Raw genomic sequence first — 16,487 nt, 5'->3', positions numbered from 1 at the left:
TATTATATTATACAGCAGACCTTGTCTGCTGTAGTCTCTTATTTTCACGTTTGAGCAAACGAACACCATTCGTTTGCTCAAACGTGAAACTAAGTATACATATATATAAATATAAAGGAGGTAATTGGCTATGTTCAAAATCAAAAGAAAACGACTAGTAGCAATAGAACTAAATGAATACATAATCCGTGCAATCGTTATGACTAACCAAGATGTGAACCAAACGGTTGTTTATGAACAGCCGCTAAGTGCTGGGATCATTGAAGGCGATTCTATTCGAGATGAGATGGCTTTGTATGATACATTTAAAAATTTAGTAGATGTATGGGGCATCAAACGTCATGATGTTCGTTTTTTTGTGCCGGATAGTTCGGTTATGATGAAGACTTTTGAGCATCCCTCTGATGTAGTTGGTAATAAGCTGAAGGCTTATGTAGAGATGGAGCTAGGACAAACTATTCATCTGCCTTTTACGAATCCATTAATTGATGTTTATGACGCTAAGCTGAATGACGGTGAAGCGACTCTTTTTGCTGCTCCATCTGAAGAGGTAAATAAGTTGGCTGGCTTATTGGACGATGTTTCATTAACTCCTACAGTTGCTGATGTTCGCTCATTGTCAACGATTCGATTGTTAGAAAAATTAAATTTATTTACTCATCAAAAAAGTTATCTAATCACAGATTGGTCTATTGCTGGTCTCTCTATCAGTATATATACTCCTGGAAAGTTAGAGTTTCTTCGCTGTCAGACGATCGAAACGCCTATTAAGCAATGGGAAAGTCGTATTGTTGATGAGCAAGAAGTGGCTTTTGTATATGAAGGAGATATAGAAGAATATCGTATGCTGTTGATTGATCAAATTGCAGAAATTGACCGCATTCTAAACTTTTATCGTTTTTCACTATATAAAGGAGAAAAAGCGGTGGATGAAATAATTATTTTAGGAGATTCTCCTGAAATAGATTATATTGTGAATGAAGTGCGTTCAACTTACGATACGCCCATACAATTTATAGATGACGGGATAGTCCAAAGGACCTATCCTAATTTAAATGCAAAATACATAGCGCTTATTGGACTAGTTTTGAAGGAGGCATTATAGTGGTTCCAGAAATAAATTTATTGCCTCAACTCGAAAGACGTAAATCTAGTAATATATTATTAATCTTTAGTGCAATTGTTATTGGATTGATAGTAGTCTTTCTTTGTGTTCAATTCTTTACTTTAAAGAAAGAAATTAAGGGATTAGAGGTAGAGGAAACGCAACGAGTCGTCGAAAGAGACTTATTAAGTGCTGAGATTTCTGCAGTAAACCCAGAAGAACAAGGAACTCATTCTACAGCGGTAGTCTTTGTGGAAACAGTTTCCTACCCAGTAAGTCCTTTAATAGACGAATTATATTCATTAATTGAAGTGAACACCTACTTACGGTCCTATCAGTTTAATGAAGCTGGGATTTTTTTATCAGCTGACTTTGAAACGATGAATGATATATCTTTTTATATTGAAAGATTATTAAATAGTGCTTACTTTAGTGATGTAAAAGTTGAAGCAGTTTCAACCTTTGAGCCTGTTGAAGGACTGGATGCAGAGACTGATGAGGTTAACTTTGATGTGCAAGGGCGCTATTCAGCTACTATACAATTGGATATCAATGCGTCCTATTTGAGTGAAGGGGGTACCCGTGATGAATGATTTAATAAGTAATAAACGAACGGGATATCTACTAATCATAGCATTGGCGGCAGTTGTGTTTGGTGCAATCTATTATTTTCTAATTTACCCATTGAATGAAGAAAAGAACTCAAAAGAAACTTCTATTACTACTGTAGAAAATGAAATTGCACTGCTAGATGCTCAATCAGTAGTTCCGGTCGAAGAAGCTGGAAATTCTATGTTTCTTGAGAAAAAAGTTCCTCTCACTCGTGAATTAGATAAACTCCTTCAATCTGTTGAAGAGGTTGAACTTGTTAGTCAAGCCAAAATAGAATCTATAGATTTTAATAATTATGATGAAATTGTTGCAGATTCGTCCTTAGTTAGTACTGAAGAAACAGCTACTGAAACAGAAGGTGTCGCTGTGGAAGATGGAGAAGGAGAGCAAGCCGCAGAGACCCCAGTTTCTCCAGTTGCAAATACTCCGTTACCGTCTCAGTTAAAGTTAATTACCTTTAATATTTCTGTTTTAACTAAGGATTATAATCACTTTAATACATTTATAAAAGAACTAGAGTCTATTGAACGTATCAATCGTATTGACCAAGTTGAATTTTCAATGCCAGGTGAGGAACAGGGTTATGATGAGGAATTTGAAGAAGCAATATCAGCTAGGATTCAAGTAACTACGTTCTATTATGATGAATAAAATTGTTCAAAAAGCAAGAAATTAGGTGTTTAGATGGAGTTTGTAATTTTGTGTTTATTTTTCATATACGGACTAGTTTTCGGTTCTTTCTTTAACGTGGTAGGTTTACGCGTTCCGAAAGGAGAATCGATTGTTCGGCCACCTTCTCATTGTACGGTTTGTGATCGTAATCTGACGGTTAAAGACTTGGTGCCTGTTTTTTCCTATGTATTTTTAAAAGGAAAGTGCCGTGGGTGTGGGACGAAGATTCATTGGATGTATCCGGTAATGGAACTAGCCACCGGACTATTATTTGCTTTTGCTTATTATCAACTAGGCTTCACATTGGAGTTAGTAGTTGCGTTATTGTTTATTTCTCTTTTAGTTATTATTACCGTGTCGGATATTGCGTATATGCTTATACCGGATAAAATTCTATTATTCTTCTTAATTCCTTTAATTGTGTTGCGGGTATTTGAACCACTTAGTCCTTGGTGGGATAGTATTGTTGGTGCGGTTGTTGGGTTTGGGGTTTTATTCCTCATTGCGATTGTGTCTAAAGGTGGCATGGGCGGAGGCGATATTAAGTTATTCTTTGTTATTGGCTTGGTGTTAGGATGGGTTCCGACTTTACTAACTCTATTCCTTGCTTCTATTATCGGTACGGTTATTGGTGTTATTTCTTTGAGACGAACGAAACAAGGTAGAAAAACACCGATTCCATTTGGACCATCGATAGCGATAGCCGCTATTATTGCGTATTTTTATGGTGAGTCGCTTGTCGATTGGTATGTGAATTTGTTTTTTTAACTCGATAACTTTTTTGGACGAGCCGACATGGGTCTCGTCTTTTTTTATAATCTTCGTGATAAGGTTATGAAAAAGAGGTGATTCTATGCCAATTGGTAGACGCAGTAATACGCGAAAAAAAGTAATACTAGCAGGGGTGCAAGGGTTGATCATTGGCGTTGTTGGAGTACTATTGTTCGGATTAATATTAAACTTAGCGAATGATAAGAAAGTAAAAAGTGAAGAAGTCAAAATTACGACTCCAACCGATGAGAAAGATAAGGTGGAGGCCACAAGTGAAGTAGAGGGGAAATCTCTTCCGTTTCAAGCGAAACAATATGGCATGTTCACTTCCAAAGATAGCGCGATGTCCTTCATCGGTTCTCAGCCCTCTCTTGCTAAAGCAAGTGTTTTTCAGGTAGGGAATGAGTTTTTTGTGTGGAGTGATTTGTATGTTACGACTATACCGACCCAAGAAGCAGAGGTGCTGCCTACCTTTGTGAAAAGTTTGTATGTTTCCACGAATACGTGTGATGATCCTAAAGTGAAAAAAGTGATAGATTTAATACAACAAGAGAATTTGACTAAAAATTTCTTTGAGTCTATTGCTAAAAAAGAAGATTATCCAGCTGATTTAATGGAGATAGTGCAAGCTATATCAGCGTTTTCGGACTCTCCATCTATTCTGAGAATGCATGTTTTTTCCCATTATGCTTCGACGAACAATTGCATAAAATTGAATTTTTAATGCCTTTTTAGGGGGAAGAATTGAATTGCTGTTTTTTATACACAATTTCCATTTTTTCAATAGTTTTGTATGCTATTGAAAAGGGGGAATATAAAATGAAACTAACATCTGATCACCATTTTATTTTAGCTAGTGAGTCACCTAGGAGAAAGGAGCTTTTTGCTAAATTCGGCATTCCATTTGAAGTAATAGCTTCAGGGACGGCGGAAATAGTGGAAAAAAATCTTTCGGTAGAAGAAGTGGCTAGGAATATCGCCATTAGCAAAACAACTGCAATCCTAAAGGAGAATCCCAGCGCAATTGTCATAGCTGCGGATACAATTGTAAGCTTTGAAAATGAGTTTTTGATGAAACCGAAAGATAATGCGGAAGCAAAAACCTTTCTTCAAAAACTATCTGGAAATACCCATCAAGTGACAACAGGAGTTGCTATTTATGGGGGAAATATTTCTGTAAGCTTTGCTGAAACTACTTCTGTAAAGTTTTTTGAACTCTCTGAAGATCAAATAGATGCTTATGTGGCAACGGGAGATTCTTTAGATAAAGCAGGGGGGTATGGAATTCAAACGATGGGTGGATTGTTCGTTGAAAGTATCCAGGGAGATTATAATAATGTCATTGGACTTCCGATCAGTCGCTTGTTTAGAGCGTTATTGTCACTACGTTTGATAGAAGTGGAGCGTGTGGTGAATACATGAATACTAAATTACCACCTTCTTTGATGATACGCGATGTTCATGTATCTGATCGTCCTAGAGAAAGACTAGTTAGACAAGGCGCTTCCAGTTTATCTAACCAAGAATTGATCGCAATCCTGCTTCGTACCGGAACGAAGCAGGAATCGGTTCTTCACCTCGCCAATCGTGTCCTCAATTATTTTGAACAAATCCAAGAATTAAAAAATGCTTCCATCGAAGAAATAACTGCTGTTAAAGGTATTGGCCAAGCTAAAGCTGTCCAACTACTTGCGGCAGTCGAACTTGGTAAACGTCTATCTCAGCAAAAGACAGACGACAAGTTTACTATACGATCCCCGAAAGACGCTGCTACCTACTTAATGGCAGATATGACCTCATTAAACCAAGAGCATTTCGTAACACTTTTCCTTAATGTCAAAAATCAAATCCTTCATAAACAAACAATATTTATCGGCTCTCTTAATGCCTCTATTGTGCACCCGAGGGAAATCTTCCGCGAAGCTGTAAAACGTTCAGCTGCCTCGATAATTTGCGCACATAATCATCCCTCTGGTAATCCCATAAACATAGTATCCTAAACTAGAGTACTCTAAGTACTTAAAGTTTAGGATTTTTTTAATTCAATACTTTAACTAATGAATAAATATAGGTATTATTTATAGGAGTTAAGGTATTTAAAGGTGGTGGAGAAATGAAAGTTCAAAAAGTAGTTGTTGAGGAAAAATCATATCCATTATACATACTATTAGACAAAAATTTTGAAGTGGTAGAACCGGTTAAGAGATATATAAAGTACTTGGATAATACGGGGAAAGCGCCAAATACGATTAAAACATATTGTTATCATCTCAAGCTGTTTTATGAATTTATGAGCCAAAGAGGAATTAGATTAGAAGATTTGAAATTCGAGGAAATGTCAAACTTTGTGGGATGGTTAAGAAATCCAACGGGGGAGGTAAAGGTAATAGATTTACAACCAAAGAAGGCTAAAAGAGAAGAAACATCTGTTAATGCCATACTTAATGCTGTAACTAGTTTCTTAGAGTATTTAAATCGTACAGGAGATTTTAAAGCTATAGATATGACTAAAGAAGCGAGGGGAAGAAATTTCAAGGGGTTTCTTCACCATATTTCTAAAGGTAAATCTTATCAAAAAAATATTTTAAAGCTTAGGGTCAAAAAGAAACTTGTACAAGTATTAGAACACGAACAAGTTAAAGCAATAATCGATGCGTGTCATACAAAAAGGGATAAGTTACTTATTATGCTTATGTATGAAGGAGGACTTCGGGTAGGAGAGGTATTATCCCTTCGTATCGAAGATATTTCTACTTGGGATAATCAGATTAATATCATGCCAAGAGATCACAACGAAAATGGGGCTTATATTAAGCTTAGAAAAGAACGAACAATCGATGTTAGCAAGGAATTAATGGCTTTATACACCGATTATTTAGTTCATGAATATGGGGAAGATTTGGAGCATGATTATATATTTATAAATCTCAAAGAATCTTATTTTGGGAAACCTCTAAAATATCAAAGTGTATTAGATCTTATAAGGCGATTGGTGAAACGGACAGGGATTACCTTCACTGCCCATATGTTGCGTCATACGCATGCCACAGAACTCATTAGAAGTGGATGGGATGCTGCTTACGTACAAAAAAGGTTAGGTCATGCACATGTACAAACAACACTTGATACATACGTTCATCTTTCTGATCAAGATATGAAAAATGAATATAAAGCGTATCTCCAAGGGAGAGAAACATAAAAAATGAAATTTCCAAGCGTTGCAACAAATCGAAAGCTCGTCACTAACACAGAGATTAATAAAAAAATAGCGGATATGACTAGTGTCTTACAAGGGTTTTGGGCAGCAGATAGATGGGATATAAGAATTTGCCCACATCCTAGTGCGATAGAGTTAAGTAAGAATCCTTCGTTAAGAAATCGTTGGGTAAATTTTGATAAAGTAGAAAACATCTGGTTAAAAACAGAATTAAAATACTTTTATTATGTTCTCTTAAATAATGGAACTTGGAGTGCAAAAACTGTTTGGATTAGAAAAGGAACAGTGATAAGTCGAATGTTGGGGTTTTTAAATTTAAAATATCCCGATATTACCTCTATAACTGAAGTACCTATAGTAAAAGCTTTGACGGAATACCGAACTTACTTAGTAGAACAAGGAATAAAATCTACGACTAAAAATTACAAGCTTGATATAAATCAAAATAAAATTTCTGTGCAAGCGAACTCCTACTACGTTACTAATTTAAAACAGTTTATGGAGTTCTATGAGGATTTCTATTTTGATGGTGAAGAATGGGATAAAGATGTTTGGGATCTAAGAAAACTTTCATTGCCGGAAGATAAGATAAATCCAACGTCCTACGAATATACAATCAATTTCAAGGGTTTTGAAAATGATTATTTTAAAGAAATCGTCAAGCGATATTGTAAGTTAATGTTAAATACACGTAGCTTTTCCCATGTAGTTGATATGGCGTCAAAATTAAGAGAGTTTTTTAATTTTATAAATACAAATTGTGAAGGCATACGAAGGATTCATCAATTAACTAGGAATGAAGTTGAGCAATATTTAAATGAAATTAATTTAAAAGGTTTAAAACCTAGTACTGCGACTGGACGAATATCTACTTTAGAAGTTTTTTTCTCTACACTTCAAAGGTTTGATTGGAAGGATTCGCCTTCCCAAATCCTTATCTTTCGAGAAGATTATCCTAAAGTGCCGAAGGCACAACCACGTTATATAGATGAACATGTCCTTGAACAATTAAATGTTAAATTGGATAAATTGGAACCTTATATGGCTGCAATGGTTATGGTACTTCAAGAATGCGGAATGCGTATCGGTGAACTTTGTACATTGAAAAAAGGGAGTGTCATAACAGATAAAGAAGGGGATTGCTTTTTAAAGTATTATCAGTGGAAAATGAAGAAAGAACATACCATTCCTATTTCTAAAGAAATTGCTGCATTGATATTGGTTCAAGAGCAAAGAGTGGCTTATGAACTTGACGATGGATGTGTATATGTATTTCCACGGAAAGATGGTTCTCCATTGAAGCAAGATACCTTTAGAGTTAAATTAAATAAATTAGCTTATGAAGAAAAGATAACGGATAATAAAGGAGAGATTTTCCGATTTCATGCTCATGCCTTTCGGCATACAGTTGGCACTAGAATGATAAACAACGGAGTGCCACAGCATATTGTTCAAAAATTCTTAGGGCATGAATCACCAGAAATGACTGCAAGATATGCCCATATTTTTGATGAAACTCTAAAGAAAGAGTTCATAAAGTTTAAGGAAACTTTGGTGACGAATAGCGGTAGCATTCTGGATTTAACCGAAGAAAATACTGAAGCTGACAATACAGATCTTCAATGGTTTAAAAAAAATATCAATGCACAAGCACTTCCTAATGGCTATTGTCGTTTACCAGTAATTGCGGGACCGTGTCCTCACGCAAATGCTTGTTTAGATTGTACGAACTTCTGTACAAGTAAACAATTTCTAAATGAACATGAAGAGCACTTAGACCGAACTAAAGAAATATTAAATAGGGCTAAACAGAACCAATGGCAGCGTCAGGTTGAAACTAACGAACGTGTTAAAAATAGATTAGAGCAAATTATTCATTCGTTAAAGGAGACGAATTAAGATGACTAGAAAGAGTAACACAACTGCCATAATTCAACTATCCAAAGAAAAGTCGGAGAAGACAAGAATTAGGGTTGAAAAGACAATTTCAGAGATGGCACTGAAAAAAGAGAAGATTAATTTTAATTCCGTTGCACAAAAAGCAAGTGTTTCAAAGTCATGGCTGTACAAACAAAAAGACATTAGAACTAGAATAGAGACATTAAGAGGGATGCAAATAAGTGAATTAGTTCCCCGTAAACAGAGTAAAAACCTTCGTTCAGAAGATAGTTTAATTAAGACATTAAAAATCCGAATAAAGGCACTAGAAGAAGAAAACAAACAATTAAGGGATCAAGTTCAAAAATTACATGGCAAGTTGTTTTAGAGGTCTTGTTGAATAAGATAAAATAGTACATTGCAAATTAAAACAAGAAAAGCACTCTGTTAAATATGGAGCAAGGCATTCCCGAAGATCTTCTATGGTTAGACTACAGCTAATGTTACTGGATAGATAACATTCCCTTGGGGAAAAATCAAAATATACAAAAGTAAGTGGAGAAAAACGACTCGTTTTTCTCCACTTACCCTTTATTTTATGATTTTTATAAAAACTTCTCGAAATTTTCCCGAAATAGATTTGTTAATTTTGTTGCTTGGATATCATAAGCCTCTTTATCTTTCCATGTATTGCGGGGGTTAAGAATTTCAGATGGTACATTAGGACAACTTTTAGGTATGTTAAGACCAAAACTCCGTTCCATTTCAAATTCTGTATGTGCTAATTGACCTTCAATAGCTGCTGTAACCATCGCTCGAGTATGGGAAAGGGAAATACGTTCGCCTATTCCATAAGGGCCTCCTGACCAACCTGTATTAATTAAATAAACATCCACGTCATGTTTCCGAATTTTCTCTCGAAGCATTTCAGCATAAACTCTAGGTGATAATGGCAAGAATGGTGCACCAAAACAGGTTGAAAATGTTGCTTCTGGTTCTGTTATGCCCCTTTCAGTTCCAGCTAATTTACTGGTATAACCTGAAAGAAAATAATACATGGCATGTTCTTTTGATAATTTAGAAATGGGTGGTAAAACACCGAACGCATCTGCTGTTAAAAAGAAAATAACATTTGGATGTCCTGCCGTACTCGGATTAAGAGCATGCGGAATGTTATGGATCGGATAAGCTGCTCGTGTGTTTTCTGTTAAACTACAATCATTATAATCTGCCAAATGTGTATGAGGATCGATTATGACATTTTCTAAAACAGATCCATAAGTAATCGCGCGAAATATTTCTGGTTCTTTTTCCTCTGATAAGTTGATGCATTTTGCGTAACAACCACCTTCAATATTAAATACACCTTTGTCTGACCAACCATGTTCATCATCACCAATTAACATACGATTAGCATCTGCTGAGAGAGTGGTCTTTCCCGTACCTGATAAACCAAAAAATAAAGCAACATCTTCATTTAATCCTTTATTTGCAGAACAATGCATAGAAAGAACATCATTAATTGGTAAAAGATAATTCATTATAGTAAAAATCGATTTTTTAATCTCTCCTGCGTACTGTGTTCCTCCAATCAATACGATTTTTTTATCGAAATTAATCACAATAAAAGTTTCGGAATTTGTTCCATGAATGGAAGGTGTAGCTTCAAAATTAGGAACGCAGATTACAGTGAAATCTTCTTTGTGTACAGCTAACTCTTCTTTTGTTGGACGAATAAATAATTGATGAGCAAATAAATTATGCCAAGCATACTCGTTAATGATTCGAATAGGTAGACGATATGCTTGATCGGCTCCAGCGAACCCATCAAATACAAATAGTTCTTTTTCTTCTAGATAATTAGAAACATCCTTTAAAAGAAGATCAAAATTTGCTGACGTCATTTGTTGATTTGTTTTCCAATCAATTGCAAGTTCAGAGGCAAGTTCTTTAACAATAAATTTATCTTTAGGTGAACGGCCTGTATATTTACCTGTTTTCGCTACTATCGCGCCACCAGAAGAAAGTTGAACCTCTTTACGCTTGATAGCGATTTTTATTAGTTGACTAGGTGTTATATTAAAATGTAATTTGAGTGCGTTGTTTAGTCCCATTTTATATCCATCCTTTTTAGTTATCTTTTATTTTTTATATTTCTAGTAATTTAGACTCCTTTTTATCGAGATTTCCTGTATGTGAAAGTTGATTGCATTCATGAAAAGCGAAATGCTTACATCCTAAACATTTATTATGGTTAATTTCTGAGATGGAATAGTCAATGGCTTCGCCTGTACGACTAAATATATACTTTTCACCAATTTCATCATAAAGACCAGACTTTTTCAATGACTTTTTCAAATCATCAACTATACCTGAAAGCACAAGAATTCCACCTTGTTTTTTATAATAATTGACAATATTCTTCAAATTCGCTTCACCTGTCGAATCGATGAACGGTACTTTCCCCATACGTAAAATCAAGACAGTAGGTTCATAATGAATTGTATCCATTATGCGTTGTTCAAACACTTGTGCAGCACCAAAAAAAAGTGGCCCTTCAATTGTATAAATGCTAATTTGTGGGCAGTTATGAGCTTCGTTAACTACATGGGATTGAACAATTTCATTCTTATGAGTGTGGTCTGGTAACACTTTGGAAACAACCAACATATTACTCATGCGTTTTGCGAATAAAACGACAGCTAAGATGAGACCAACCATAACTGCTATCGTAATACTGGTGAAGACAGTTAAAAGAAATGTAACCAATAAAATAAGAGAATCGCCACTTTTCATTTTCAACACATGAAGAAACTGTTTTCTTTCACTCATATTCCAAGCCACTATCATTAAAACAGGCGCCATACTAGCTAACGGAATAAGTGAAGCATAGGGTGCTAATATTAAGAGGGTTAATAAAACAAAAATCCCATGAATAATCCCTGACATAGGAGAAGTAGCACCAGATTTAATATTTGTCGCTGTTCGTGCAATTGCACCTGTAGCTGGAATTCCTCCAAATAAAGGAGTAATGATATTTGCAATTCCTTGGCCCATTAATTCACGATTACTATTGTGTTTACTATTCGTCATCCCATCTGCTACTACAGCGGATAAGAGAGATTCAATTCCTCCCAATATAGCAATTACAAATGCAGGTACTATTAAACGCTGTATTCTTTCCCATGTTATATCGGGAAAGCGAAAATGAGGGAGTTGGCTTGGAATTTCTCCAAAGGTGGAGCCTATAGTTGAAATATTGCCTGAAAAGAATACTGTTGCTATTATTGTTGTTACGATTAAACCAATTAGTGATCCAGGAACTTTCGGCAATAATTTCGGTGTGAGTAAAATGACGAAAAGACACAATATGGCAATTCCTATACTATAAAAATTCATTGTATCAATATGAAAGATAATTTCCTTCATGTTGTCAATGAACTTCTCATGTTTTTCAAGCCCTGTCAGTCCAAAGAAATTTTCAATTTGCCCTGTGAAAATAATAATGGCAATCCCTGAAGTAAAACCAATTGTGACAGGACGAGGGATGAATTTAATCAAAGAACCTATTTTAAAAATCGCCATTAAACACAAGATAATACCGGCTAAAAAACCAGCAAGTAATAAATCTGTATATCCATAAGCTATGACAATCCCAAAAAGAATAGGTACGAAAGCACCAGTAGGTCCTCCAATTTGATATTTCGATCCACCAAATAAAGAAATTAAGATACCAGCAATACATGCTGTGTAAATCCCGTATTCTGGTTTCACACCTGATGCAATAGCAAATGCCATAGCTAATGGTATAGCAATTACCCCTACAATAACGCCTGAAAGAAGATCTTTTTGGAAATGCCGTATTGAATAGTCATCAAATCTTCCTGTAAAAAAGCTTTTCATTATACCCCTTCTTTTTCTATGAATGATTAAAATAGTAAATTGATTGTATATTATTGATTGTTTAGGGAGTTATATCTATTTAAATTTCCATTGATTACTCCGATTCTATGATTTAGAAAGTGTATCTTCTTCATCTAATTCTTCTAACATAGAAAGGGTATCAATTAAATGATTATTGAAGATTTCTCGTGTAACTATTAAAAGTTTTATAATGGATGGGTCGCGAAGTGAATAAACAACTCGTTTACCATTTTTGATACCAACTACAATATTTTTAGAGCGTAATACACTTAGTTGTTGGGAAACTGCGGAACCTTCACTATTAAGAGTGCTTTGAATTTCTGTAACGCTCTTTTCTCCTTCTGACAGTAATTCAAGAATCCGTATTCTTAGTGGATGTGCCAAGGCTTTAAAAAAATCAGCTTTAAATTGTTGTATATCTGTCCACAATCAATTTTCCTCCTTTGACAAATTCGATTATACATATTCAAATGTTTGAATATGTATAATCGAATTATACCTCCAGTTCTTTTGATTTACAAATCATTTTAAGTTAAAAATACAGAAATGTAGTTTTCTATCGTTAATACCTAAATTAATTAGTTAATCAACAATTCCTAGTGCGAAGTATCTTTACAGCGAACGACCAGACTTCGTTTATCCATCCAGTTGGTACAAGTTCCTGTTCTAATAAAGGCAAAACGACATGATCCCCACCGAAAACTAAATTTACAGGGGTAAACGAAATAAAAAGGCGACCACTCATTTGAAGTGCCCCCATAAAGTTAAACAGTTTTTCTTATCTTTTTTGACTAATTCTTTCATAAAAAAGGTAATTTTATAATTTAGTTATGCTAACTCTGAAGACATGTAGTCAAAGCCAAGAGATTGCTTTCATAATATTTCTCCCACTTTACTATTGATATCAAATAGCACCGTCCACAGAAGATATTGATGTGACGAAAAGACTATTTGAGGCAGGACAACTTATGGGCATAGAACTCCTGGATCATGTGATCATCGGTGATCACCAGTTTATAAGCTTAAAAGAAAAAGGGTATATGTGACACTGTGCAATTTCCGTTCTATCAGTTATAATGAGAGTTATGACTTTATGACAACGAAGTAAAACTTGTTTGAGATAGAAAGGGAGTAAATAATAGTGTTTGGATTTGGATCAAGAGATTTGGGAATAGATTTAGGAACAGCAAATACGCTAGTTTTCATCAAAGGAAAAGGTATTGTACTTAGAGAGCCATCGGTTGTAGCGAAAAATGTACAAAATGGAGCTATTGTGGCAGTAGGAAACGATGCAAAAAATATGATCGGTCGTACGCCTGGTTCAATCGTTGCAATTCGTCCTATGAAGGATGGAGTTATCGCGGATTTTGATACAACTTCTGCAATGATAGAGTATTATTTGAAAAATGCGATGAAAGCTTCTGGAATGTCATGGAGCAAACCAAATGTCATGATTTGTGTCCCATTTGGTATCACTTCTGTGGAGCAACGTGCTGTAATTGATGCTGCGAAGCAGGCTGGTGCACGAGAAGCTTTAACAATAGAAGAGCCTTTTGCAGCTGCAATTGGAGCAAATTTACCTGTGTGGGAACCTACTGGTAGTATGGTCGTTGATATAGGTGGGGGTACGACAGAGGTTGCCGTTATATCACTTGGTGGAATTGTAACAAGTGAATCAGTCCGCGTTGCTGGAGATTCTATGGATCATGCCATTACTGCATATATCCGTAAAACGTATAACTTAACGATTGGTGAACGTACGGCAGAAGCAATTAAAATTGAGATTGGCTCTGCAAGAGTATCCGATGAAGAAGAAAAAATGGATATTCGAGGACGTGATTTAGTAACTGGACTGCCAAAAACGATTGAAATTACTTCTAAAGAAATTTCAAATGCATTACGTGAGTCGATTTCCGCTATTATTGATGGTGTGAAGAAGACATTAGAACAAACTCCACCTGAATTATCTGCAGATGTAATGGAGCGCGGAATCATGTTAACTGGCGGTGGAGCATTACTGAAAAATCTAGACAAAGTTATTAGCGATCAAACGAATATACCTGTATTTATTGCAGAAAATCCACTGGATTGTGTTGCAATTGGTACTGGGAAAGCGTTAGATCATATGAATGTACTGAAACGCCAACAAACAAAACACTAAGGAGAAGTGTGATATGCCACAATTTTTTTCGAATAAGCGATTAATATTGCTGCTTGTAGGGATGATTTTTCTTGTGGCGCTCATCAGCTTTTCTTTGCGAGATCGAAATCATGCATCCTTACCTGAACAGGTTATTAAAGATGTGGTCGGGTTTGGACAATCTATATTTTCCAAACCGACCCAATATATAACGGGTGTATTTGATAATGTAGAATCCTTACTTAATACATATGATGAAAATAAACGACTAAAAGTAAGATTAGAAGATTATGTAGCACTTCAAGCTTCTGTAAATGATCTACGTCTTGAAAATGATGAGCTACGCAAAATTGTTGATAAGGAAGAGGATCTTCGCGCGTATAATCCTATCCAAGCAACCGTTATTGCTAGAAATCCCGACCAATGGGAAGAAAAAATTATTATTGATAAAGGGGAGATTCACGGGATAGAGGTAAATATGGCTGTGATGACTGCTCAAGGGTTAATTGGAAAAGTAACCTTGACCACACCTTATACATCTACTGTGGAACTTTTGTCTACTCAAAATCCAAATTATCGAGTTTCGGCTGTAATTGCTGAAGGGAAAGAAGTTTTTGGATTAATTGAAGGATATGATGAAAAACGTAAAGAACTAATACTAAAAAGAATTGATTCTGAGTATGAAGTGAAAAAAGGTCAAAAAGTAACAACTTCTGGTTTAGGCGGAATTTTCCCGAAAGGTATATTAATCGGTGAAGTTACGGAAGTCACAACGGATGACTACGGCTTAACTAAGTTGGCGTATGTTAAACCTGCTGCAAGTTTCTCTATTTTAGATCACGTAATTGTTTCTAAGCGCACCATTACTAATGTAGATGGTACAGACGGAGGAAATACGGATGCTGATCTTACAGAAGGTGCAGGGGACGGCTCATGACTCGTATTCTAGTGATTGCCATTTCGGTTCTATTATTCTATTTAGAACCGATTTTTGGTCTTTTTTCGCCAATTGAATTAAATAGTGATTTTTATGTGCTAGTACCACGTTTTCTCATTATATATCTGATTTTTGTAGCCGTTTATTATGACAGAAAACGAGCGATGCTTTATGGTTTGTTTTTTGGGCTCTTGTATGATGTCTTTTTCATTGATATTATTGGATTATATTCTTTTATTTATCCTCTTATGTGTTTAGTCGCAAGCTTTACGGTTAAATACATTCACCAACATCTGTTGGTTTCTACTATTCTTACCTTGCTTCTAGTAGCAGGGGTAGAGTTGTTATTATTCTTATTTTATACGTCCATCGGTATTAAAACGATGACATTTACTTATTTTTATCAACATAATCTCATTCCTACAATGATTGCAAATGCTGTATTTTTATTGATGTTCGGATGGGCATTTAAATATATTCTTCTAAATCGGTTTAATCAAAAAGCTTTATTGCTTCAAAAATAGCTTGTTGATTTAACAGTAAATCTGAGGTGACTTGATTGACAAAGAAGCAGTTAATATTTATCAAAGGAACGAAAGAGGGCCTTGTATTACGCCTAGACGATCAGTGTTCATATACAGAGCTTTTAGATGAATTAGCGAAGAAGGTTTCTGATGAAGGTTTTGAAGGTCAAGCGGAGGTATTATTACATTTAGGTTATCGTTACTGTAACGATGAGCAGACGAAAGAGATTATTTCTTGCGTTCAGCAAACAGAACATCTGCGTGTGACTAAAATTCAAAGTGAAGTTATGACGGTGGAAGATTGTAATAGAAGATTACTAGAAAACCAGTCAGAGACTTATGTAGGTATTGTTCGGTCAGGACAAGTTATTACTGCTTTGGGAGATTTAGTAGTTGTTGGCGATGTGAATCCCAATGGTAGAGTAGTTGCAGGTGGGAATATTTTTGTCCTTGGAAGACTTAAAGGTATTGCTCATGCAGGTTCATCTGGAAACAAGGATGCAGTTATCGCAGCATCTTGGCTAGAGGCAACGCATTTAATCATCGATAGTGTGGTTGAAACGATGACAGATGAGTTGACCGTTCTTTCTGAGCAACCTGAAATGGAATGTGCTTATTTACATACAAATGGTTCTATCGCAATTGATCGTTTACAAGATCTTCGTCTGTTAAGACCAAATTTATCAACATTTAAAGGAGGAAGCTAA

General features: G+C 35.4%; 17 protein-coding genes and 2 pseudogenes. 15 read left to right on the top strand and 4 right to left on the bottom strand.

From position 1 onward, the window contains the following. Window positions 1–130: 130 nt before the first annotated feature. The 10 genes and pseudogenes from pilM (at window position 131) to MHI47_RS12135 (ending at window position 8,643) form a co-directional block, all read left to right on the top strand. Window positions 131–1,105 (top strand): type IV pilus biogenesis protein PilM, encoded by a 975-nt coding sequence (gene pilM / locus MHI47_RS12180; protein WP_340830968.1) that lies wholly within the window; start codon window positions 131–133, stop codon window positions 1,103–1,105. Continuing rightward, complete coding sequence (locus MHI47_RS12175) at window positions 1,105–1,698, top strand: PilN domain-containing protein (RefSeq protein ID WP_340830967.1); 594 nt, start codon at window positions 1,105–1,107, stop codon at window positions 1,696–1,698. The genes pilM and MHI47_RS12175 overlap by 1 nt, the downstream gene beginning before the upstream one ends. Continuing rightward, window positions 1,691–2,368, top strand: coding sequence for a potassium transporter (locus MHI47_RS12170; RefSeq protein ID WP_340830966.1), 678 nt, complete (start codon window positions 1,691–1,693; stop codon window positions 2,366–2,368). Before MHI47_RS12175 ends, MHI47_RS12170 begins: the two co-directional genes overlap by 8 nt. A 33-nt stretch (window positions 2,369–2,401) precedes the next feature. After that, complete coding sequence (locus MHI47_RS12165; RefSeq protein ID WP_340830965.1) at window positions 2,402–3,157, top strand: prepilin peptidase; 756 nt, start codon at window positions 2,402–2,404, stop codon at window positions 3,155–3,157. 85 nt (window positions 3,158–3,242) lie between these two features. Beyond that, the gene (locus tag MHI47_RS12160) at window positions 3,243–3,884 is read left to right on the top strand and encodes a hypothetical protein (protein ID WP_340762820.1); all 642 of its coding nucleotides are present in this window, start codon (window positions 3,243–3,245) and stop codon (window positions 3,882–3,884) included. Window positions 3,885–3,979: 95 nt separating this feature from the next. Next, window positions 3,980–4,582 (top strand): Maf family protein, encoded by a 603-nt coding sequence (locus tag MHI47_RS12155; RefSeq protein ID WP_340830964.1) that lies wholly within the window; start codon window positions 3,980–3,982, stop codon window positions 4,580–4,582. Between the two features lie 23 nt (window positions 4,583–4,605). Further along, window positions 4,606–5,142, top strand: a pseudogene (radC, locus tag MHI47_RS12150) (RadC family protein); the annotation flags it as partial. Window positions 5,143–5,273: 131 nt separating this feature from the next. Beyond that, window positions 5,274–6,359 (top strand): tyrosine-type recombinase/integrase, encoded by a 1,086-nt coding sequence (locus MHI47_RS12145; RefSeq protein ID WP_340758916.1) that lies wholly within the window; start codon window positions 5,274–5,276, stop codon window positions 6,357–6,359. Between the two features lie 3 nt (window positions 6,360–6,362). Beyond that, the gene (locus MHI47_RS12140) at window positions 6,363–8,276 is read left to right on the top strand and encodes a tyrosine-type recombinase/integrase (RefSeq protein WP_340758915.1); all 1,914 of its coding nucleotides are present in this window, start codon (window positions 6,363–6,365) and stop codon (window positions 8,274–8,276) included. 1 nt (window position 8,277) lies between these two features. Next, window positions 8,278–8,643, top strand: coding sequence for a DUF6262 family protein (locus MHI47_RS12135; protein WP_340758914.1), 366 nt, complete (start codon window positions 8,278–8,280; stop codon window positions 8,641–8,643). Window positions 8,644–8,860: 217 nt separating this feature from the next. Here MHI47_RS12135 and pckA read toward each other — a convergent pair whose 3' ends face one another. From pckA to MHI47_RS12115, 4 genes are all read right to left on the bottom strand, one after another. After that, complete coding sequence (gene pckA, locus MHI47_RS12130; protein WP_340758913.1) at window positions 8,861–10,369, bottom strand: phosphoenolpyruvate carboxykinase (ATP); 1,509 nt, start codon at window positions 10,367–10,369, stop codon at window positions 8,861–8,863. Between the two features lie 34 nt (window positions 10,370–10,403). After that, the gene (locus tag MHI47_RS12125; RefSeq protein WP_340758912.1) at window positions 10,404–12,158 is read right to left on the bottom strand and encodes a SulP family inorganic anion transporter; all 1,755 of its coding nucleotides are present in this window, start codon (window positions 12,156–12,158) and stop codon (window positions 10,404–10,406) included. Window positions 12,159–12,263: 105 nt separating this feature from the next. After that, window positions 12,264–12,608, bottom strand: a complete 345-nt coding sequence (locus MHI47_RS12120) for an ArsR/SmtB family transcription factor (protein ID WP_340758911.1) — start codon at window positions 12,606–12,608, stop codon at window positions 12,264–12,266. Between the two features lie 157 nt (window positions 12,609–12,765). Continuing rightward, on the bottom strand, window positions 12,766–12,924 hold the full coding sequence (locus MHI47_RS12115) for a hypothetical protein (RefSeq protein ID WP_340764609.1): 159 nt from the start codon (window positions 12,922–12,924) through the stop codon (window positions 12,766–12,768). Between the two features lie 166 nt (window positions 12,925–13,090). On the opposite strand from MHI47_RS12115, the pseudogene MHI47_RS12110 reads away from it, so the two are divergent. From MHI47_RS12110 to minC, 5 genes and pseudogenes are all read left to right on the top strand, one after another. Next, window positions 13,091–13,225, top strand: a pseudogene (locus MHI47_RS12110) (JAB domain-containing protein); the annotation flags it as partial. A 95-nt stretch (window positions 13,226–13,320) separates the two neighbouring features. After that, complete coding sequence (locus MHI47_RS12105) at window positions 13,321–14,340, top strand: rod shape-determining protein (RefSeq protein WP_093537008.1); 1,020 nt, start codon at window positions 13,321–13,323, stop codon at window positions 14,338–14,340. Window positions 14,341–14,353: 13 nt separating this feature from the next. Then, the gene (gene mreC / locus MHI47_RS12100; RefSeq protein WP_093537009.1) at window positions 14,354–15,256 is read left to right on the top strand and encodes a rod shape-determining protein MreC; all 903 of its coding nucleotides are present in this window, start codon (window positions 14,354–14,356) and stop codon (window positions 15,254–15,256) included. Then, window positions 15,253–15,780: a rod shape-determining protein MreD gene (mreD, locus tag MHI47_RS12095; RefSeq protein WP_340762817.1), complete on the top strand. Its 528-nt coding sequence runs from the start codon at window positions 15,253–15,255 to the stop codon at window positions 15,778–15,780. Before mreC ends, mreD begins: the two co-directional genes overlap by 4 nt. A gap of 35 nt (window positions 15,781–15,815) precedes the next feature. Beyond that, the gene (minC, locus tag MHI47_RS12090; protein ID WP_093537011.1) at window positions 15,816–16,487 is read left to right on the top strand and encodes a septum site-determining protein MinC; all 672 of its coding nucleotides are present in this window, start codon (window positions 15,816–15,818) and stop codon (window positions 16,485–16,487) included.

The sequence above is a fragment of the Psychrobacillus sp. FSL H8-0487 genome, assembly GCF_038008385.1.
Lineage (GTDB): Bacteria > Bacillota > Bacilli > Bacillales_A > Planococcaceae > Psychrobacillus > Psychrobacillus psychrotolerans.
The sequence above is the reverse complement of the archived record's forward strand: the minus strand, read 5'-3'. Positions and strand labels throughout refer to the sequence as shown.